The 20,848-nt window shown below is 62.4% G+C and carries 18 protein-coding genes and 1 pseudogene; 9 read left to right on the top strand and 10 right to left on the bottom strand.

Translation table 11 applies throughout. The features are described 5' to 3' along the window. From RWK44_RS19210 to hutI, 6 genes are all read right to left on the bottom strand, one after another. Positions 1 to 601: J domain-containing protein (locus RWK44_RS19210; protein WP_316029267.1), on the bottom strand; the 601-nt coding region annotated here is incomplete at its 3' end. Between the two features lie 175 nt (positions 602 to 776). Further along, the gene (locus tag RWK44_RS19205) at positions 777 to 1,352 is read right to left on the bottom strand and encodes a HutD/Ves family protein (protein WP_316029266.1); all 576 of its coding nucleotides are present in this window, start codon (positions 1,350 to 1,352) and stop codon (positions 777 to 779) included. 5 nt (positions 1,353 to 1,357) lie between these two features. Further along, positions 1,358 to 3,031, bottom strand: a complete 1,674-nt coding sequence (hutU, locus tag RWK44_RS19200; protein WP_222010999.1) for a urocanate hydratase — start codon at positions 3,029 to 3,031, stop codon at positions 1,358 to 1,360. A 24-nt stretch (positions 3,032 to 3,055) separates the two neighbouring features. Next, on the bottom strand, positions 3,056 to 3,859 hold the full coding sequence (hutG, locus tag RWK44_RS19195) for an N-formylglutamate deformylase (RefSeq protein ID WP_316029265.1): 804 nt from the start codon (positions 3,857 to 3,859) through the stop codon (positions 3,056 to 3,058). Positions 3,860 to 4,094: 235 nt separating this feature from the next. Then, entirely contained in the window at positions 4,095 to 5,630 is a 1,536-nt protein-coding gene (gene hutH / locus RWK44_RS19190; protein WP_222011001.1) for a histidine ammonia-lyase, read from the bottom strand. Further along, the gene (hutI, locus tag RWK44_RS19185; protein WP_222011002.1) at positions 5,627 to 6,889 is read right to left on the bottom strand and encodes an imidazolonepropionase; all 1,263 of its coding nucleotides are present in this window, start codon (positions 6,887 to 6,889) and stop codon (positions 5,627 to 5,629) included. Before hutI ends, hutH begins: the two co-directional genes overlap by 4 nt. Positions 6,890 to 7,008: 119 nt before the next feature. Here hutI and RWK44_RS19180 point away from each other — a divergent pair, with 119 nt between their 5' ends. Then, positions 7,009 to 8,355: a formimidoylglutamate deiminase gene (locus RWK44_RS19180; protein WP_222011003.1), complete on the top strand. Its 1,347-nt coding sequence runs from the start codon at positions 7,009 to 7,011 to the stop codon at positions 8,353 to 8,355. 119 nt (positions 8,356 to 8,474) lie between these two features. Further along, positions 8,475 to 9,197, top strand: a complete 723-nt coding sequence (gene hutC / locus RWK44_RS19175) for a histidine utilization repressor (RefSeq protein WP_316029264.1) — start codon at positions 8,475 to 8,477, stop codon at positions 9,195 to 9,197. A 34-nt stretch (positions 9,198 to 9,231) separates the two neighbouring features. Here hutC (RWK44_RS19175) and hutC (RWK44_RS19170) read toward each other — a convergent pair whose 3' ends face one another. Beyond that, complete coding sequence (gene hutC, locus RWK44_RS19170; protein WP_077980243.1) at positions 9,232 to 9,987, bottom strand: histidine utilization repressor; 756 nt, start codon at positions 9,985 to 9,987, stop codon at positions 9,232 to 9,234. A gap of 196 nt (positions 9,988 to 10,183) precedes the next feature. Between hutC (RWK44_RS19170) and RWK44_RS19165 the strand changes: the two genes are divergently transcribed. The 5 genes from RWK44_RS19165 to RWK44_RS19145 all read left to right on the top strand — a co-directional run bounded on the left by RWK44_RS19165 (position 10,184) and on the right by RWK44_RS19145 (position 14,858). Then, positions 10,184 to 11,026 carry a transporter substrate-binding domain-containing protein gene (locus RWK44_RS19165; protein WP_222011004.1) on the top strand — a complete coding sequence of 281 codons (843 nt, stop codon included), beginning with the start codon at positions 10,184 to 10,186 and terminating at the stop codon, positions 11,024 to 11,026. 105 nt (positions 11,027 to 11,131) lie between these two features. After that, complete coding sequence (locus tag RWK44_RS19160) at positions 11,132 to 11,857, top strand: ABC transporter permease (protein ID WP_077980242.1); 726 nt, start codon at positions 11,132 to 11,134, stop codon at positions 11,855 to 11,857. Between the two features lie 10 nt (positions 11,858 to 11,867). Further along, complete coding sequence (locus tag RWK44_RS19155) at positions 11,868 to 12,572, top strand: ABC transporter permease (RefSeq protein WP_077980241.1); 705 nt, start codon at positions 11,868 to 11,870, stop codon at positions 12,570 to 12,572. Between the two features lie 25 nt (positions 12,573 to 12,597). Beyond that, positions 12,598 to 13,374 carry an ABC transporter ATP-binding protein gene (locus tag RWK44_RS19150; protein ID WP_003548676.1) on the top strand — a complete coding sequence of 259 codons (777 nt, stop codon included), beginning with the start codon at positions 12,598 to 12,600 and terminating at the stop codon, positions 13,372 to 13,374. Beyond that, positions 13,371 to 14,858, top strand: a complete 1,488-nt coding sequence (locus RWK44_RS19145; RefSeq protein WP_221947053.1) for an HAL/PAL/TAL family ammonia-lyase — start codon at positions 13,371 to 13,373, stop codon at positions 14,856 to 14,858. The genes RWK44_RS19150 and RWK44_RS19145 overlap by 4 nt, the downstream gene beginning before the upstream one ends. 6 nt (positions 14,859 to 14,864) lie before the next feature. Here the strand turns inward: RWK44_RS19145 and RWK44_RS19140 are convergent, their stop codons facing one another. Beyond that, positions 14,865 to 15,407 (bottom strand): hypothetical protein, encoded by a 543-nt coding sequence (locus RWK44_RS19140; protein ID WP_131662376.1) that lies wholly within the window; start codon positions 15,405 to 15,407, stop codon positions 14,865 to 14,867. A 246-nt stretch (positions 15,408 to 15,653) separates the two neighbouring features. Between RWK44_RS19140 and RWK44_RS35140 the strand changes: the two are divergent. Then, a pseudogene (locus RWK44_RS35140) lies at positions 15,654 to 16,005 on the top strand (transposase); the annotation flags it as partial. Between the two features lie 96 nt (positions 16,006 to 16,101). Further along, a complete protein-coding gene (locus tag RWK44_RS19135; RefSeq protein ID WP_221947052.1) occupies positions 16,102 to 17,214 on the top strand; it encodes a site-2 protease family protein in 1,113 nt (370 codons plus the stop codon). 434 nt (positions 17,215 to 17,648) lie between these two features. On the opposite strand, the gene RWK44_RS19130 is transcribed toward RWK44_RS19135, so the two are convergent. Continuing rightward, a complete protein-coding gene (locus RWK44_RS19130; RefSeq protein ID WP_131662375.1) occupies positions 17,649 to 18,437 on the bottom strand; it encodes a DUF481 domain-containing protein in 789 nt (262 codons plus the stop codon). A gap of 90 nt (positions 18,438 to 18,527) precedes the next feature. After that, positions 18,528 to 20,801 carry a tetratricopeptide repeat protein gene (locus RWK44_RS19125; RefSeq protein ID WP_131662374.1) on the bottom strand — a complete coding sequence of 758 codons (2,274 nt, stop codon included), beginning with the start codon at positions 20,799 to 20,801 and terminating at the stop codon, positions 18,528 to 18,530. Positions 20,802 to 20,848: the final 47 nt, after the last annotated feature.

The raw sequence follows: 20,848 nt of genomic DNA, 5'->3' as shown, positions 1-20,848 counted from the left end.
TCTCGGCCCATTCGATGCTGGTGACCGCGGCATCCGGCAGCGGCGGGTCGATGTCGTAGACATAGCCGGAGAGCATGTCGGCGGCGCGTTCCGTCGCCTTGATCTTCGCCTCGGTTTCCGCGACCGCCTTGGAGATCGCCTCGATGCGGGCGCGGAACATGTGGGCGAGCACATCGCGGCCGGACTGTTTTTCGAGCCGCTCCAGATGCAGGCCGATGCGCGAGGCGTGGCGCTCCAGCTCGCTCTTGCTGAAACGCGCCTTGCGCAGTTCTTCGGAAAGGCTGTCCTGCATGACGGCAACGGGGTCGAAACTTCCGGGCGCGCGCTCGTCGAGCACCGCGTCTGTGACGAGTTTCTCGATCATCACGAGTGCCTGCAACTCGGCGGCATCGGCGAATTCGACGTCGTAGCCGGTATCGTCGTAGACCTTGCGCCGGACCGGATCGAGAAGCAGCCCATAGGCTTTCTGCAGATTGGCAAAGGCTTCCGAATCACCACCCGAATCGGGGTGGGCAACCTTTGCCAGGCGCCGATAGGCGGCCTTCAGCTGCGCCTCGTCCGCATCGCGTTCAACGCCGAGAATATCGTATGGATCCGTCACGCCTGCTCCCTTGCTCCCCGGCACGTTGCGGGCAGTCTAGGTCTTCTTCTGCATCAGAAGGGCGAAGTTTAGACCGAAACGAGGAATGACGTCCATGGCCCGCGATGGCGATGGTTTATGCACATGCTTCGCCAAATCCTAGATTGTTTAATGTTTTCAATTATTTCTTCGAAGATCAGCCTGTGGTGATCGAAGCGAGATAACATCTGGCTTCGCCATCGATTTTCAGCGCGGTTGCGGCCGCGTCCTCGATCAGCAGCGCATCGCCGGCCGCAAGCGCGCCGGTCTCGCTGTCCCGCCGGAATGACAATGCGCCGCGATGGCAAAGCAACAGGCATATCGAGGGCGAAAGCCGCACGGTCTTGCCGCCATCGACGTCGATGCGGATCAGCGTATGAGCGAGCCCGTCACGGCGCGTCATCACATTGAGATCGGTGATCGTTCCGTCCTCGAGCCTGGCCGCGACGGGGATATCCGCCGGGAAGGCCAGCGGATCGCTTGCCGTTGTCAGCAGCACCGGCGAACTGCCTGCCACATCGAGCACCATGCCGTTGCCATCAAGGATCGCCAGCGTGCGGTCGATGCCGGGAAAGATCGAAAACGGGCCGTCCTCTGCGACCGTCGCCATGCTGATGCGCCAGTCGAAGTCGTTGATCGAAGCGCCAGGTGGAAAGACGGCGATTTCCACCGTCTCTCCCTTGCCGTTTTTCCAGGGCATGCGTTTGTGATCGCCGGCGCGCAGGATCCTCACCGGGTTCAGTTCCCGAGAATGCCGGGCAGGCGCAGGCCCTTTTCCTTGGCGCAGTCGATGGCGATCTCGTAACCGGCATCGGCGTGGCGCATGACGCCGGTCGCCGGGTCGTTCCAGAGCACGCGCTCGAGGCGTCTTGCGGCATCGTCCGTGCCATCGGCGCAAATGACCATGCCCGAATGCTGCGAGAAGCCCATGCCAACGCCGCCGCCGTGATGCAGTGACACCCAGGTGGCGCCCGATGCCGTGTTGAGCAGGGCGTTGAGCAGCGGCCAGTCGGAGACGGCGTCGGAACCGTCCTTCATCGCTTCGGTCTCACGGTTCGGCGAGGCAACGGAGCCGGAATCGAGGTGGTCGCGGCCGATGACGATCGGGGCGGAGAGTTCGCCTGTTCTCACCATCTCGTTGAAGGCGAGGCCAAGCTTGTGGCGGTCGCCGAGGCCAACCCAGCAGATGCGCGCCGGCAGGCCCTGAAAGGCGATGCGCTCCCTGGCCATGTCGAGCCAATGATGCAGGTGCTTGTTGTCAGGCAGCAGTTCCTTCACCTTGGCGTCGGTCTTGTAGATATCCTCCGGGTTGCCGGAAAGGGCGGCCCAGCGGAAGGGGCCGATGCCGCGGCAAAACAGCGGGCGGATATAGGCCGGCACGAAGCCCGGGAAGGCGAAGGCGTTTTCGAGGCCTTCGTCCTTGGCGACCTGGCGGATATTGTTGCCGTAATCGAGGGTCGGCACGCCGGCATTCCAGAAGGCGATCATCGCTTCGACATGTTCGCGCATCGAGGCGCGGGCCGCCTTTTCCACAGCCTTCGGATCGCTTTCGCGCTTTGCCTTCCACTCACCCATCGTCCAGCCCTTCGGCAGATAGCCGTTGATCGGGTCGTGGGCCGAGGTCTGGTCGGTGACGATATCGGGGCGGATGCCGCGGCGGACCATCTCCGGCAGGATTTCGGCAGCATTGCCGAGCAAGCCAACGGACTTTGCCTCGCCGGCCTTGGTCCAGCGGTCGATCATCTCAAGCGCTTCATCGAGCGTCTCGGCCTTGGCGTCGACATAGCGGGTGCGCAGGCGGAAATCGATCGAATCGGGATTGCATTCGACGGCGAGGCAGCAGGCGCCGGCCATGACGGCGGCGAGCGGCTGGGCGCCGCCCATGCCGCCGAGGCCACCGGTCAGGATCCATTTGCCCTTGAGATTGCCGCCGTAGTGCTGGTGGCCGGCCTCGACGAAGGTCTCGTAGGTGCCCTGCACGATGCCCTGCGTGCCGATATAGATCCACGAACCGGCCGTCATCTGGCCGTACATCGCAAGGCCTTTCTTGTCCAACTCGTTGAAATGATCCCAGGTCGCCCAATGCGGCACGAGATTGGAATTGGCGATCAGCACGCGCGGCGCATCCTTGTGGGTGCGGAAGACGGCCACCGGCTTGCCGGATTGGACGACCAGGGTTTCTTCTTCCGTCAGCGTCTTCAGCGTCGCGACGATGCGGTCGAAATCCTCCCAGGTGCGGGCGGCGCGGCCGATGCCGCCATAAACGACGAGCTCGTTCGGATTCTCGGCGACGTCTGGGTCGAGATTGTTCATCAGCATACGCAGCGGCGCTTCGGTCATCCAGCTCTTGGCATTGAGATCGTTGCCGCGGGGCGCGCGGATTTCGCGGATATTGTGGCGTGGATTGTTCATGGCGGTTCCCCTGTCGAGTGATCGTTATCGTTTCAGGCCCGGCGCAATCTGTTCGATGCGCACCAGAATGTTTTTGAGATGGACGCGAAGTCTGTCTGCCTTGGCGGCGTCGTAGGCAAAGGGCGGTGCCTCGGTCTGGAGATGCGTCGATTGCGCGAGCTCCATCTGGATCGCGTGCACACCAGTGTCGGGCCGACCATAGTGGCGTGTCGTCCAGCCGCCCTTGAAGCGACCGTTGAGCACACTGTCGTAACCCTCGGCGGCTTCGACGACGGTGAGCGTCGCCTGCTCGATGGCGCTGTCGCAGGTCTTGCCCATATCGGTGCCGATATTGAAATCCGGCAGCTTGCCTTCGAACAGGAAGGGAATGTGGGAGCGGATCGAGTGGCAGTCGTAGAGGATCGCGACGCCGTGGATGGCCTTGACGCGCTCGATCTCGGCCGCGAGCGCCGCATGATAGGGAGCATGGAAGTCCCGCAGCCGCGCCGCGATGTCGGCCTCGTCCGGCGCCTGCCCATCCCTCCAGATCGCCTTGCCGTCGAAATCCGTCTGGGGAATGAGGCCGGTGGTGTTCTGGCCGGGATAGAGGCTGACGCCGGCTGGATCGCGGTTGGCGTCGATCACGTAGCGGTGGAAGGTGGCGCGCACGGTGGTGACGTTGTCGAGCAGGCCGTCATAGAGCTCGTGGATGTGCCAGTCGGTGTCGGCGAGGATCCCACCCTCGTCGTTGAGGCGGTCGGCGATCTCAGGCGGCACTTCGGTGCCGGTATGGGGGAAGCCGAGGATGACGGGGGAGGTGCCACGCGTTATTTCGTATGGAGTGGTCATGAGCAGAGCGCTCCGGCGTTTGGGGCGTTACCCCCCTCTGTCCTGCCGGACCCGGGGTCGAGCCGCGGGTCTCGACCCGTCCTTCGGACCCCCACAAGGGGGGAGATCGACTCGTGGATGGAAGCTTGCCAAACAATTGATGCTGGAACGAGCGGGTGCGCCCAGCCGATCTCCCCACCTGTGGGGGAGATGCCCGGCAGGGCAGAGGGGGGTACCAAGTGCAGAACCATCACGATTAGCCCTCCAGAACCGGCAGAATACCATTCGAAACCGAGGCGTTCAGGGCGCCCGTCGCCACCAGTTCGGCGGCGGCGGCGAGGTCGTTTGCCATGTAGCGATCGACGTCGAGGCTCGGAACTTTGCTGCGGATGGCAGTGATCGCCTTGCCAAGCTCCGGGCTCGTCGACAGCGGCGCGCGCAGTTCGACGCCTTGGGCCGCGGTCAGCGCCTCGATGCCGATGATGCCGAACAGGTTCTCGGTCATGCCGAGCAGGCGGCGGGCGCCGTGGCAGGCCATGGAGACATGGTCCTCCTGGTTGGCCGATGTCGGCGTCGAATCGACCGAGGCCGGGTGCGACATCTGCTTGTTCTCCGACATCAGCGCCGCAGACGTGACCTCGGCGATCATCAGGCCGGAGTTCAAGCCCGGCTTCTTGGCGAGGAAGGCCGGCAGGCCGTAAGAGAGCGTCGGATCGACGAGCAGCGCGATGCGGCGCTGCGAAATCGCGCCGATCTCGCAGACGGCGAGCGCGATCTGATCGGCGGCGAAGGCGACGGGTTCGGCGTGGAAATTGCCGCCGGAGACGACGGAATTGTCGGAGAGCACCAGCGGATTGTCGGTGACCGCATTGGCCTCGATTTCAAGCGTGCGGGCGACCGAGCGCAGCAGATCGAGGCAGGCGCCGTCGACCTGCGGCTGGCAGCGGATGCAATAGGGATCCTGCACACGTTCGTCGCCCTCGATGTGGCTCTGGCGAATGATGGAATTTTCGAGCAGGGCGCGAAGTGCCGCCGCGGTGTCGATCTGGCCCTTATGCCCACGCAATGTGTGAATATCCGGATGAAAGGGGGCCGAAGAGCCCATGGCGGCATCGGTGGACATGGCGCCAGTGATGAGCGCCGCCTGTGCGGCACGATGGGCGCGGAAGAGGCCGGCAAGTGCCAGCGCCGTCGAGGTCTGGGTGCCGTTGATCAGCGCCAGGCCTTCCTTGGCGGCGAGCACCACCGGTTTCAGCCCGGCCCTTTCGAGGGCTTGCGCGCCTGGGAGCCGTTCGCCGGCGAAGAAGGCTTCGGCCTCGCCCATCATCACCGCTGCCATATGGGCAAGGGGCGCAAGATCGCCGGAGGCGCCGACCGAGCCTTTTTCCGGGATCAGTGGAGTGACGCCCTTATCAAGCATGCCTTCGATCAGCCGCACCAGCTCCAGCCGTACGCCGGAGGCGCCGCGCCCAAGGGAGACCAGTTTCAGCGCCATGATCAGCCGCACGATATTGTCGGGCAGCGGCGCGCCGACGCCGCAGCAATGCGACAGGATGAGATTGCGCTGCAAAGTTGTCACATCGGCGCTGTCGATCTTGATCGAGGCGAGTTTGCCGAAGCCGGTATTGATGCCATAGACCGGCGCATTGCCGGCGGCGATCTCGGCGATGCGGGCAGCGGCCTTGGCGATCCCCGCATCGAAGGCGGGATCGAGCTTTGCCGGTGCGCCCGTCCAGTAGATAGTTTCGAGATCTTTGAGCGAGACGGAGCCCGGGTGGAGCGTGATGGTCATCGGCCGTTCCTTTCGCCCTTGAAGACGCGTGTGTGAAGCGGATTGAAGCCGATGCGGTAGACGAGCTCGGCGAGGCTTTCGATATTCCAGATGGCGAGATCGGCGGATTTGCCGGGTTCGAGCGTTCCCGTCTTGTCGAGCAGGCCGAGCGCACGGGCGCCTTCGCGAGTGGCGCCGGCGATGCATTCCTCGACGGTGAGGCCGAAAAGTGTGGCCGACATGTTCATGGTGAGCAGCATCGAGGTGAGCGGCGAGGTGCCGGGATTGCAATCGGTAGCGATCGCGATCGGCACGCCGGCCCGCCGCAATGCCTCTACCGGCGGCTTCTGCTTTTCATGGATGGCGTAGAAGGCGCCGGGCAGCAGCACGGCGACGGTGCCGGCTGCGGCCATCGCCGCAACGCCATCCTCGTCGAGATATTCGAGGTGATCGGCCGAAAGTGCGCCATAGGATGCGGCGAGCCTGGCGCCACCGAGATTGGAGAGCTGCTCGGCATGCAGCTTGACCGGCAGGCCAAGCGCCTTGGCCTTGTCGAAGACGCGGGCGATCTCGGTCGTGGAAAAAGCGATGCCCTCGCAGAAGCCGTCAACGGCATCGGCAAGACCGAGGCCATGCGTGTCGTCGAGACCGGGCAGGACGACATCGTCGAGATAATCGCCGTTGCGACCCTTATATTCCACGGGCGTCGCATGGGCACCGAGATAGCTGGTGGCGACGCGGACCGGGCGGATATGGCCGAGCAGGCGGGCGCTCTGCAGCATCTTCACTTCACCGGTCCGGTTCAGCCCGTAGCCGGATTTGATCTCGATCGTGGTGACGCCTTCTGCAAGCAGCGTGTCGAGCCGCGGCAAGGCCTGGGCGACAAGCTCCTCGACCGACAGCGCATTGGTCGCCTTCACCGAGGAGACGATGCCGCCGCCGGCTCGGGCGACCTCCTCATAGGTCGCGCCTGCCAGGCGCATTTCGAACTCGCGGGCGCGATTGCCGCCGTGAACGATATGGGTGTGGCAGTCGACGAGACCGGGCATTACCCACCGGCCCTCGAGATCGACGATTTCGGAATGTTCGATGGCCGATGCCGGCAGCTCGCTTTCAGCGCCGGCAAAGGCGATGCAGCCATTTTCGATCAGCAAGGCGCCCTTTTCGACGATACCGAGTCCCGATTTTGTCGGCGCGAGCGTGGCGAGCCGCGCATTGCGCCACAGCACTGGGCGGGTGTCGGCAGATGGGGCTTCCTCTGAAAAATTGTTCCCGGTCATCAGCTTTGCGCCTTTCCTTATGCCAAAACATGTATATACATAATCGAGAGGTGACAAGAGAAATTTTGTGCGCTTTTCTGGAAAAGAAAGATCGGCACGGCAAGAGGAGAGGGAAGGCGATGACCACACTTCACGCAGACACGGCGCTGACGCCGCAGGGCTGGCAGAAGGATGTGCGGCTGACGCTTGAGGCCGGGCGCATTGCGCGGGTCGAAATCGGCACTGCTCCCGAGCCCGGCGATGAACGCCACGCTCTCCTCGTTCCCGCCATGGCGAACCTGCACAGCCATGCTTTCCAGCGGGCGATGGCCGGCCTTGCGGAAGTGCGCGGCCCGGCAAATGACAGCTTCTGGAGCTGGCGCACTGTCATGTACAAGTTTGCCCTGGCGATGACGCCGGAGCATGTCGAAGCGGTCGCGGCCAAGCTTTATACAGAGATGCTGGAGGCAGGCTTTTCCCGTGTCGGCGAATTCCACTATCTCCATCACGACAGGGATGGCGGCGCCTATACCAATATCGCCGAGCTTGCCGAACGCATCGGCGCGGCAAGCGAAGAGGCCGGTATCGGCCTGACGCTGCTGCCAGTCTTCTATGCCCATTCCGGCTTCGGCGGTGCCGCCCCCATCGACGGCCAGCGGCGCTTCATCAATTCGCTCGAAAGCTTCGAAAGGCTGATGGAGGGATGCCGGGCGGTGACCGGCCGTCTCGACGGCGCCGAGCTCGGGCTGGCACCACACAGTCTGCGGGCCGCGACACCGGACGAGCTCGCAATGCTGGTGCCCATGGCGGGCAACGGTCCCATCCATATCCATGTCGCCGAGCAGGTGAAGGAGGTCGAGGACTGCATCGCCTGGTCCGGCGCGCGGCCTGTGCGATGGCTGCTCGATCATGCGCCCGTGGATGAACGCTGGTGCCTGATCCATGCGACGCATATGACCGAGGACGAAACGCGGCGGATGGCGAAAAGCGGTGCTATCGCCGGCCTCTGCCCGATCACCGAAGCCAATCTCGGCGACGGCGCCTTTGCCGCGCCGCTTTTCCTCGAAGAGGGTGGGCGTTACGGCATCGGTTCGGATTCCAACGTGCTGATCTCCGTGCCGGAGGAACTGCGCCAGCTCGAATATTCGCAACGCCTGGCGCTTCGCGCCCGCAACGTCGTCGCGGCACCCGGCGGTTCGACTGCGCTTTCGCTGTTCACACATGCACTTGCCGGCGGTGGTGCCGCGCTGAAGGCGCCAACAGGTCTTGCTGAGGGCTACTACGCCGATATCGTCTCACTCGATGCCGCGGCCGTTCCTTATCTCACAGGCGACCAGATCCTCGACCACTGGCTGTTTGCAGGCGGCGTCGGCGTCGATTGCGTCTGGGCGCATGGCCGCAAGCAAGTGGAGGGCGGACGCCATCTCAGGCGCGATGCTATCGACCGGCGTTTCCTCGCGGCGATGGACGAGTTGCTCGCCGTCTGAAAAGAGCGTTTCCTGTCCAAGCATTCGAATTAGAGCAATTCCAGCAAAGTGTGTAGCGGTTTTGCGTCCGGGATTGCGTAAAAACAAAGAGATAGCGGGAGACCAATCGGAACGTGGCGATGAACCAAAGCAGGGATATCACCTTGCATCAACGCATCCTCGGCGACATTGAGGGCCGTATCGTCTCGGGCGATTGGCCGCCGGGGCACCGCATTCCGTTCGAGGTCGATCTCGCCACGCAGTATGACTGCTCGCGCATGACGGTGAACAAGGTGCTGACCCAGCTTGCCAAGGCCGGCCTTATCGAGCGCCGGAAGAAGTCCGGCAGCTTCGTCACCCAGCCACAGGCGCAATCGGCCATTCTTGAAATCCACGACATCAAGGCCGAGGTGCAGTCGCTGAACCTGCCCTATTCCTATGCGGTTTCGAAGAAGACGAGCCGCAAGGCCAAGGCGGACGACAGCCGCCGGCTGGAACTGCCTGTGGCGTCCTCGGTCGTCGAGGTCGTCTGCATCCACAATGCCGGCATGCGCCCCTTTTGCCTGGAGGAGCGGCTGATCAGTCTTGCGACCGTACCGGAAGCCGCCGATGCCGATTTCCTGACGATGGCGCCAGGCCCCTGGCTGCTCAACCAGGTGCCGTGGAGCACGGCCGAACATCGGATCCACGCTATTTCAGCTAGTGCCGAGCTGGCCGCGGCTCTCGATATACCACGCAATACCGCCTGCCTCGTCGTCGAACGCCGCACCTGGAGCAATGCCGGCCCGGTGACGCATGTGCGCTTCACCTATCCCGGTGATCGTCACGCGCTGGTGGCGCGTTTCACGCCGGCATCGCAATAAATCCCCCATGTTCCATATACAATATGGGCAGTTTTCACTCCTCGAACATCTTACCGCTGCGCGCTTCGAGCCGGTAGCGGTGGCCGGGATAGACGAGGCGAGCTGTTGAGACCACCTGCTTTGCCGACCACGTGCGCCGGCGGATCGTCAGGCAGGGTTCGGTCTTCATGATGGTCAAGAGCTTGCATTCCCAGGCCTGCGGCATTGCCGCCTCGACGACGTGCTCGGAGCCGCTGAGCGGGGCTGCGGCCGTCAGATAGGCGTTCGGCGTCAGCGAGGTGAAATCCTGGGCGAGATATTCCGGGGCCGCCTCCGGATGGACGAAGCGATCCTCGATCTGCACCGGAACACCGTCTTCGCTGTGGACGATCAGCGAGTGGAAAACCGCAGCACCAATTGCAAGTTCCAGCGCGTCGGCAATCTCGGGAGAGGCGGTTTCCTGGGCGAGAACGACGACGGCGGCCTCATGGACATGGCCGCGTTCGGCGATTTCCTCGGCGATGTTGCGGACTTCGAACAGTGCCGAATAGCCCTTGCGCTCGGCGACGAAGGAGCCGACGCCCTGGATGCGGATCAGTTCGCCTTCATTGGCGAGTTCGCGCAGCGCCCGGTTGGCGGTCATCTTGCTGACGCCGAGTTCGACGACCAACTCGTTTTCCGAGGGCACGCGATATTTCGGCGGCCACTCGCCGCTATGGATGCGGTCGAGGATCACCTGCTTGACGCCGGCATAAAGCGGAGTGCTGTCATTTTCCGCCAGTTCGCGCTTCATTTCGCCGGGACGCTTCATTGCCTATTCCTTTTGCACGAATGGAATTCGCCACATAATTCAACTTTCCCACTTGCATATCACAAAATATCTCATATGGTACCATATACAACCTCCCAATCGGTCCTTTGAGAAAAATAGGACAAGAAAGGGCAAGCCGGCGAAGATCGGTCGTGGTGCCGCAAGGTCTGTTTCAACTCCAGAGGAGAATTCACAAATGAAATTCAGCGCAATCCTGCTTTGTGGCGTGGCGGCTTTTTCCGCCTTCGCCGCGCCTGCCTTTTCCAAGGACTGGACGAAGGCGACTATTACTCTCGAAGGCGCCTATGCGCCCTGGAACCTCACCAATGCCGACGGCACGCTCGGCGGCTTCGAGCCGGAACTCGCCAAGGTGCTGTGCGAACGCGCCAAGATCGAGTGCACGCTGGTTGCCTCCGACTGGGACGGCATGATTCCGGCGCTCAACGCCGGCAAGTTCGACGTTATCATGGATGCGCTATCGATTACCGAAGAGCGCAAGAAGATCATCGACTTCACCATTCCCTATGCCGCCACGCCCGCCGCCTTCGCCGCCGCCAAGGACAGCCCGCTGGCGAACGCCGCCGGCACCGGCGCCACGATTAAGATGACGCCCGGCCAGGCCGGCGTGAAGGAGATCGACGCGCTGAAGGAAGTCTTCAAGGGCAAGACGATCGGCATCCAGGCGGCCACCGTCTACGCCAAGTTCGTCTATGACAATTTCGGCGACATCGCCGAGATCCGCGAATACAAGACCGGCGCCGATCGCGACCTCGACCTGCAGAACGGCCGTATCGACCTCGGCTTCGATGACGCCGTCTATTTCGCCAACGCGTTCAAGGCCGCCAACGACACGCTCGCCTTCACCGGCCCAGAAATCGCCGGCTCGATCTGGGGCGAGGGTGAAGGTCTCGGCCTGCGCAAGGCCGATACCGACCTGCGCGACAAGTTCAACGAGGCGATCAAGTCGACGCTTGCCGACGGCACGGTCAAGACCCTGTCGATGAAGTGGTTCAAGATGGACGTCAGCCCGCAGCAGTAGGCGTTTCGGCCTTTCGGCCGCAGACACGGGTCTCCGGCTTTATCGCCGGGGACTGCGTGTTATTGTCAATCCACAAAACACTGCCGCGGACGGGGAACGGACGATATGGCAAGTTTGGAACTGCTTGGCTTCGGCTCGACGGGATGGGGCGCGCTGCTCATTGCCGCCACCTTGATGACACTGGCCGTCACGGCAACGGCGCTGGCGATCGGCGCGGTGCTCGGCGCGATCGTCGCGGCGGCGAAACTCTCCGGCAATCTTATCCTCATCACGCTTGGCAACGTCTATACGACCGTGTTTCGTGGCGTGCCCGAACTGTTGATCATCTATCTCATCTATTTCGGCGGCTCCTCGGCCGTCACCGCGATCGGCAAGGCAATGGGTTACGAGGGCTTCCTCGGCTTGCCCTCCTTTATCGCAGGCGCGCTTGCCGTCGGCATCATCTCCGGCTCCTACCAGGCGGAGGTCTTCCGCGGCGCCTTCCTTGCCATCTCCAAGGGCGAGCTCGAAGCCGCCTCGGCGATCGGCATGCATCGTGGCATGCGCCTTCGCCGCATCATCATGCCGCAGGTGTTTCGCCTCGCCATTCCCGGCCTCGGTAACGTTTGGCAGCTCAGTCTCAAGGATTCGGCGCTGATCTCCGTCACCGGCCTTGCCGAGCTGATGCGAACCAGCCAGGTGGCGGCAGGCTCGACCCGGCAGTATTTCCTGTTCTTCATCGCTGGCGGCTGCCTCTATCTCATCCTGACCAGCCTTTCAGACCGCATCTTCAACGGGGCGGAGCGCCGCGCCAACCGTAGCATGCCGGCATCGGCCATGGGCCAGGCGTAAGGAGGCGACAATGGATTTTACCTTCATCGCCTCGACCCTGGTCACCCTGCTCAAGGCCGTACCGACGACGCTCATCCTGTTTTCGCTGTCGATCATCTCAGGCGGCTTGCTGGCGCTCGTCATCGTCTGGATGCGGACCAGCGGCAATCCGGTACTTTCGGGTTTCGCCAAAGGCTATATCTTCATCTTCCGCGGCTCGCCGCTGCTGATCCAGATGTTCCTGGTGTTCTACGGCCTCGGCCAGTTCGGCTTCATCCGTTATTCCTTCCTCTGGACGTTCCTGCGCGAGCCGATGGTCTGCGCCGTGCTGTCGCTGGCGCTCTGCACCGCCGGCTATACGGCGGAGATCTTCCGCGGCGGCATTCGCGCCGTCTCCCCGAAAGAGATCGAAGCGGCGCGCTCGATCGGCATGTCCGGCTTCCTGCTGGTCCGCCGTATCCTGGCGCCGATCGCCTTCCGCCACGCGCTGCCGGCCTATTCCACCGAGATCGTGCTGATGATGAAGTCGACGGCGCTTGCAAGCCTCGTCACTGTCTGGGAGGTGACCGGCGTCGCCCAGCGGCTGATCTCGCAGACCTACCGCACGATGGAAGTCTTTCTCTGCGCGGCGATCATCTATCTCATCCTCAACTTCATCATCCTGCAGGGCATGGCTCTGCTCGAATATTCGCTCTCCCGACACCGCCGCGCGGCCCCGCAGGCGCTGAAGGCGTAGCAGTTTTGACCCGATTGGAGCACCCATGCCAGGCGTAACCCGACTATCGGTCCGCAATATCCGCAAGAGCTTCGGTACGCACGAGGTCTTGCGCGGCATTTCCCTCGATGCGGAAGACGGCGATGTGATTTCGCTGCTCGGCGCCTCCGGCTCCGGCAAGTCGACCTTTCTGCGCTGCATCAACATGCTCGAAACCGCCAGCGACGGCGAGATCTGGGTCGATGGCGAGGAGGTCCGCATGGTGCACAAGGGCGGGCGAAGCAAGCCGGCCAGCCAGAAGCAGGTGGACCATATCCGCTCCGAGCTCGGCATGGTGTTCCAGTCCTTCAATCTCTGGTCCCACATGACGATCCTGCAGAACGTCATCGAAGGTCCGATCCATGTGTTGAAGCGGCCGCGCGCCGATTGCATCGCCGAGGCCGAAGCGCTGCTCGAAAAGGTCGGCATCGCCGATAAACGCCACGCCTATCCGGCTCATCTTTCCGGCGGCCAGCAGCAGCGTGCCGCAATCGCGCGCGCGCTGGCGATGAAGCCGAAGGTGATGCTGTTCGACGAGCCGACTTCGGCGCTCGATCCAGAGCTTGTCGGCGAGGTGTTGCGCGTCATGCGCGCGCTTGCCGAGGAAGGCATGACCATGCTCGTCGTCACCCATGAGATGAGCTTTGCCCGCAACGTCTCGAACCGCGTCGTCTTCATGCGCGAGGGGCTGATCGAAAGCAGCGGCAAGCCGGACGAGATGTTCACCGGCGGCGCGACACCGGCTTTCCGCCAGTTCATCGGCCATTTCGGAAGCGGTCAATGACGATCACCATCGATGCCGTGCTGACCTGGCGCGATGTCGCGCGCGTCGGGGCAGGGGAAGCGCTGGCGCTGTCGCCGGCCGCCTGGGGGCGGGTCGAGCAGGCAAGCCGCATCGTTGCGCGTATCGTCGAGACGGGCGTGCGCGCCTACGGCGTCAATACCGGCGTCGGGGCGCTGGCGGATACCGTCGTCGATCGGGCCTCGCAGAGCCTGTTGTCACGCAGCATCGTGCTCAGCCATGCCTGCGGCGTCGGGCCATTGCTGGCTGCCCGCGAGGTGCGTGCTATCATCGCTGCTGAGATTGCCAATTTCGCCCATGGCCATTCCGGCGTGCGGCGCGAGATCGTCGAGCATCTCACAGCTCTGCTGGAACATGATTGCATTCCCGACGTGCCATCCAAAGGCTCTGCCGGTTATCTCGTCCACAATGCCCATATTGCGCTTGTTCTGATCGGCGAAGGCAGCGCTCACGTGGCCGGCCGGCGCATGAGCGGTCGCGAGGCGCTTGCTGCGATCGGGCTCGAACCGCTGGTGCTCGGCGCCAAGGAAGGCTTGAGCCTTGTCAACGGCACGGCCTGCGCCACCGGCCTGACCGCCGTGGGGCTGTCACGCGCCGAACGGCTGCTCGACTGGGCCGATGCCACCGCAGCCCTGACGCTGGAAGCGGCGGGCTGCCAGATCGCCGCCTTCGACGCGGCTGTGCTGGCGCTGCGCCCATCGGCGGGAATAGAGAAAGTGGGAGCGACGCTGCGCGCGCGGCTTGCCGGCAGCGGCCTTGTCGCCGCCGCCTTCGGCCGGCGCACGCAGGATGCGCTCAGCCTTCGTTCGGTGCCGCATGCGCATGGCGCCGCCCGCGACGTCTTCGACAATTCCGCCCGCGTCGTCGATCAGGAGCTTGCCTCAGTGACGGACAATCCGGCTGTCTCAGGCACGCCGGAACAGCCGATCGTCTGCTCCGAGGCGCATGCGGTCGCCCCGGCGCTCGGGCAGGCAGCCGATAGCCTGGCGATTGCGCTCGCTCAGATCGGTGCGATCAGCGAACGGCGCATGGACCGGCTGGTCAATCCGCTGGTAAGCGGCCTGCCTCCGTTTCTGGCCAGCGACGCCGGCCGCCATTCCGGCTTGATGATCGCCCAATATACCGCAGCCGCCCTCAGCAACGAGAACCGCCGCCTTGCCGCACCGGCGGCCATGGACGGCGGGCTGACCTCCGGCCTGCAGGAAGATTTTCTCGCGCATCCTACGGCCGCCGCCGGCAAGCTGCTCACCGTCATCGACAATGCCGAATATATCCTGGCGATCGAGCTGATGGCGGCTGCCCAAGCGCATGATTTCTTGGCGGCGACGGCGCCGCGGGCGCCAGGCACGAACCTTGTCTATCAAGCGGTGCGGCAGCATGTTTGCCATTATGGCGACGAACGGCCGCTCAACGGCGATATCGAGGCTGTCCGCACGCTGATCCGCGAGACTGCGCCGCCGCTATGATCGGCCTCAGAATGGCTGGGTTTCGGAATTCTGCTTTGGCTTTTCGCCGGCCTCGAGACGCTTGAGGCACTGGACGAAGGTCGGGTAGAGCTGCTCCACCCGCGAGAGCGGCAGCGTCCAGTCGCCTTCGTCGCCGGCAAAGCTGATCTGCACGTCAGGCATTCCGGCAAAGGAATTCTTGATGATCTTCTTCAGGCCGGCGCTCCCCTTGCTGGCCGGACCCCAGAGGCGAAGCGTGTTCTTGTCGAAGAAATCGGCAGCGATTACCTTCGTCGCCATACGGTCGGTCAGCGTCACCTCGGTCTTGGTGCCGGCCGGAATGTCCCATGTGTTTTTTTTGACGAGCCAAAACGTCTCGGTTGCGCTCTGGCGGAATTCCATGGTCTTGCCGATCTCGCTGTCCCACAGCAGGCGGCAATAGGGGTGCGGGCTCGCGTTCGCAAAGCCGACCGACCATTGCCTCGCGCCGCCTATCCATTCGGTCTCGCCGAAGGCTGAGACCGGCTGCAGGAGGGCCGCCATCAGAACCATCACTGTCGGAATTTTCATCGCCGAAATCACCTCCAACGCAATCGGCTCCAGCAATAGCAAAAGAAGGTTGAGCTTTTGCTACTACAGCGCCGCGCGTCTTTTCAGGCACGCAAAGGACGCCGCAGCAGTTTGAACTGCTGCATAATTTATCCTTAAATCGTTTTCCGATCTAAGGAACTATTCAGTAAGCGGGCTGAGATCAGGCGACGGCCGCGCTCGGTGTCGCTTTTACGTCCCGATGGCAGCGGCCGGACCGTCTCCGCATTCAGAGACAACCTGACGAAATTCGAGACCGTCACCATCGCCGCGATCGAAAGCGGCGTTCCCTTACTCGTCGCTGCTTGCAATATCATTGTCGACTTCCATTTTATGATCTGGCGCAAATCGGAAAACGAGCTCGCATCGTGGATCGACCGCGCTCGCGAAAGTCTGGTTGCCTCCTTTGCCAGTGGCGTTGCGAAAGACATACAGGCAGTCCGAGCAGCGATCGTCTCACCGTAGTCCAACGGACAAACTGAGGGGCAGATCACCAAGCTCAAGCTGGTAAAGCGCCAGGTGTACGGTCGCGGAAAGCTTGATCCATCTTCTTCAAGCCCGCCTGATCGGCTCGACATGAGAGAATTGCACCAAATCTGCGTCAGAGCCAATTTGCCGCCGTTTTACTGCCAGGGATTGCGTCCGAAATCTTCACCAGAACGGAAGGGAGTGCCTGATGGGATGGTCTTTCAAGATCGGGACGGTCGGCGGCACGGTGATACGCGTTCATATCACCTTCTCGCTCCTGCTCGTCTGGATATGGCTTGCGCATTATCGGGTCGGCGGCGCGCCCGCGGCCTGGGAGGGCATTGCCTTCATCCTATCCGTCTTTGCCTGCGTCGTGTTACACGAGTTCGGCCATATTGTCGCTGCGCGCTACTTCGGGATCAAAACGCCGGATATTACCTTGCTGCCAATAGGGGGTGTCGCCCGTCTTGAGCGCATGCCCGAAGAACCACATCAGGAACTGCTGATTGCCATCGCCGGTCCGCTGGTCAATCTCGTGATCGCCGGGCTGATCGTTCTCGTGCTCGGCGCATCGGTGGGCGTGGAGCAGATCATCGAAGTCGACGACCCGAAGATCGGCTTCCTCACGAGGCTCGCCGGCGTCAACGTCTTTCTGGTATTCTTCAACATGATCCCCGCCTTTCCGATGGATGGGGGTCGGGTGCTGCGTGCCGCTCTCGCTTCGCGTCTTACCTGGTCGCGTGCGACACAGATTGCCGCGATGATCGGCCAGGGGCTAGCCTTTGTCTTTGGTTTCATTGGCCTCTTTTATAACCCGCTGCTGATCTTTGTCGGTATCTTCGTCTATCTCGCCGCGGCGGCGGAGGCGCAGAATGCGCAGATCCGCGAGATCTCCGGCAGCGTTCTGATCAGCGATGTCATGGTCACCAAATTCGCAAGGCTCGATCGTTCAGCGAGTATCGACGAGGCAATCGAGATGCTGCTTGCGACAACACAACGCGAATTTCCAGTGGTCGATTCTGCCGGTCATTTTGAAGGCCTCCTGACGCGTGACGACATGATCCGTGGGTTGAAGGACAAAGGCCCTGACATGCCGGTCGCAAGCGCGATGCGCGTCGATATTCCAAAAATCCATCATCGCAAGAGCCTGGAAGAAAGCTTGCGATTGATGCGGCAGGGAAATGTGCCGGCCATCGCTGTCGTTGACGGCGCAGATCATCTCATCGGCCTCATGACGCATGAGACAATCGGAGAAATGATGATGGTCCGCGCCGCGGTATCAGATGGTTTTCGCTTTGGCCGCCTGCGCAGACACCAGTGAGATTAGCCGTGGGCGCACGGCCTTGTTCGAAGAGCATTTGATGAGGAATCAGGCAGCGGATCGCGCGAAACATGACAGAAAACTCGTCAACCTGCCGCTCAACGAGATCGAGAAGCACCTGCCCGCCCGCGTCGAGCGCCGAGGCAACTGCCCCGCTAGCGGCCTGCGATGGCGGGCCAGAGAGACCGCAGCGGGGCAGGCAGACCGTCGATCAGCTTGGCGGTCAGTCCGGGATCGAGTTCCTTCCACAACAGATCGAAAACGGCGTGGGTGGGTCTTCGGATTCGTTACCACCTTCTTAGAAGATTGATCATGAGCGACCGTTTTAAAGCGGCTCTCTGCTTTTTTGGTGGCGTCGCCGTTCCAGCTTCTGCACCACACCTACTTTCCCAAGGCGGGCATACCAGCACTGAAAGTACGAAGCTCGCCGTCGGCTAGAACCGGACGGCAACCCCGATAATCGGCCCCTGCTGGACGACGTCGAAGACGAACCCGTCATTATCGTAATTGACGCCAAGTGCACGATACCCGGCGACCGCCGAGATAGTATCGTTGAACTTGTAGCCGAGGCCCAATGCCACGTCCCAGTCGATATCGGCGCCGCCAGCACCCACTAGGCCCCATCCGGTGACATAGATTTGCGGCGTGAAGAAGTAGTTTCCTCGGACGCCGGCGACGGCATCGACCCATGTGGCGCTGTCTTCGACATCCACTCCGGCAAGAATGCCGCCATTGAAGGAGATCTCGGTTTTGGCCGACCAGACCTTTATGCCACCGACCACGTCGAGGTGGCCATTTTGGTCTTCGAGCACGGCGTAACCGACGCCAAGAAATCCCGCGAAGGTCTTCGATGTCACATCGACGCTCTCGGCGAGGATGCCGGCAGGTGTGTCGGCGTCGGCACCGAGCTTGGTGTAGATCACGTCACCGACGATGCTGAAGCGATCGTATCTTGCTTCGCCTGCCGCCATGAAAGCGAAGTCGAGATTATTGAGGATATCGCCGAAATCCGCGTCGATATGAACTTCCGGAAGCCCAAACTGGCCAATATCGCCGGATATGCCGGCAGCCCAGAAATATGGCGCGAAGGTGAATTCCCAGCCGCTCTGGCTCTCGACAGTTTTTGCTTCCGGCGTAAGTGGCGTGACATCAGCGGCATTACCGGCCGACGCCGCGCAGACGCCTGCCAGTAACAGAATGGCATGCAAGTGTATGGCTTTCATGAGAATCCCCCGATCTCGTTTGTCGCCTCGGCACTGTTGTCCCGAGTCGGCACTTTGCAGCGAGAAGTAGATTTGGACAAGCTTAAATACCTATTTTCCGTTGATCGCCTGCTTCAGCTGTCCGATGAGGCCTGAAATCTGCTGGTCCTCAGGCCTCAGTCGCGCCAGATCTTCCGCATGTCTCAACGCCCCCGGCAGCCGTCGAAGCTTGAGACTGTATTGGAGTGCCAAGCCGATGACGTCGGCGTCTCCGCCCGCCGCCCAACCATCGAGCCTGTCCAACGCCTCTTCCGTCCGGCCAGCCGAATCCAGAGCGACGGCCAAGGTCGTCTTGTAGCGGGAGTTTTGCGGATCGAGCCGCACCGCTTCTGCGAGTTCCGTTATCGCCTCGGCCAATGCCTGATTGCGCACCAGGGACAGCGCATGTCCGTAACGCAGATCCGCGCGTTGGGGCGCCATGCCGATCGCTTCGGCATAGGTCTGCTCCGACCTGTCGTTCTGACCGGTGGCGCGGTAGAACTCGGCGAGATTGATGCGCATTCCCTCCAGTGTCGAGTCGAGCGAAATCGCCCGCCGGAAGGCGGCCTCGGCCTCGGCCGTACGCTGTCGAGCGAACAGGAAGAAGCCATAATTGCTTTGGGTTTCCGCGACGTCAGCATTCGCCTCCACGTAGGCGCGCAGGTCCGCGACGGCGGCTTCGAAATTGACTTGCTGATCGCCAAAGAGGTGGGGAGGAGTGCCGGCGAGCACGTTGGCGGCAGCAACGCGGACCGCGCGCGTTTGATCGCCGAGCAGCTTGCCGATCGCATCCAGCCTCTGCTCCGGCGGAATGTTGCCTGCCGCTTCCGCAGCGCCGAGCCTGACGAGCGGATCTGCATCGGTTGCGGCCGTTTGAATGTCGGCGGTGATATCCGCGCCGCCAGTCCCGCTCATTGCGGCGATGGCGCTTCCCCTGACAATTCCTGCTTGGGTTTGGTCACCGACAAGGTCGCGCAGAGCCTCCACCGCGGCTCCATCGCCGTTTGCAGCTCCGGTGAAGGCATGGGCGATCGACGCGCGTTTGCGCCATTGCGTCCCGTACCAATTGTCCATCTTTTCGGCTGCCCAATCATTCGTTCTGTCGACATGGCAGGTCGTGCACGCATTCGGCGTTCCGAGGGTTGCCGACAGGTCTGGCCGGGGGATGACGAAGGAGTGGTCGCGGCGCGGGTCGACCTTCATGTAGGTGCGTTCCGGCATGTGGCAATTGGCGCATTGTGCACCGGTCGAACTGGCTTGGTGGCGGGTATGCGCGGGCGTGTCGAACAGGCCGCTCGGATCCTGGTTGACGAAGCGCTCCGGCTTCGTCTCGGTGTGGCATTGCGTGCACAGCGCATTGCCCTCAGCCTTAAGGCCGGCATCGTGCGGCCGATGACAGTCGAGACAGGTCACGCCCGCCCTTGCCATCTTGCTTTGCTGAAACGAGCCATATTCGAAGACCTCGTCGAGTATCTGTCCGTCCGGGAAATAAAGATCCGGTCGCAGCAGGGCGGGGGAGAAATAGTCGAGAAAGGGCTTTCCCGGCTGATAGCCGTCCAGCAGCCGGGTGCGTCTGGCGTGGCAGGCGAAACAAATGCCCGCATCGACTTTCGGCAGGCTTGTATCCGGCATGGAGGACGAAGCATTGCCCGAACGCGCCGAAGCCACGTGTTTCGCGCCGGGGCCATGACAGGACTGACAGCCGATGCTGGTGGCGACGTAGGTCGACTTGTATTCATTGGTCTGCGGTTGAAACTTCGCCTGGGGGTCGGTCGAATGACAATCGATGCAGGTGCGGTTCCAGCGATAGAAGGGACCTGTCCAATGATAGGTCGATCCGGGTTTGGCCGGGGTGCCGTTGCCGAGCCAGAACCACTGCCGTCTGACCGTATCCCAGGCGATATCGAGAGCCTGCAGCCGCCCGCCTCCGATCTCGACGAGATACTGCTGCAGCGGTTCGTAGGCGAAGGTATATTTGACTTCGAACTCGCCCTCGCCTCCGTCCGCACCCTCGGTGTTCACGAAGAAGCGGCCATCGCGGCGGTTGAAGGTCGTGACGACGCCATCATGTTCGAACCTGCTATTGTCGAAATCGCCGCGGACCGTTTCGTCGTCGGCGAGCGCCATGGCCTTGGCATGGTGGGACTTCGAAAAAGCCGCCGCCTGATCGGCGTGGCAGGATGCGCACGTCTTTTCGTCCACGAAACCCTCATGGATCGATATTCGCGGGTCGGCAGCGGGCGTCGAGAGGGCGTCACTCGCAAGGCTGTGCTTGGCAAAGGAAAGCACCAGGAAAAGCAGGAGGGCCACTCCTCTCACCGCTGCTGATCGGACAGACGCTGCCACTCAATCGCTCCCCGTCGACGCTCCAGAAGGTCACGGCGCCATCATGC

Origin of the sequence: Rhizobium sp. 25PS6 (genome assembly GCF_032464655.1) — a bacterium.
Taxonomy (GTDB): domain Bacteria; phylum Pseudomonadota; class Alphaproteobacteria; order Rhizobiales; family Rhizobiaceae; genus Rhizobium; species Rhizobium laguerreae.
This window is presented reverse-complemented; position numbering and strand designations above follow the sequence as displayed.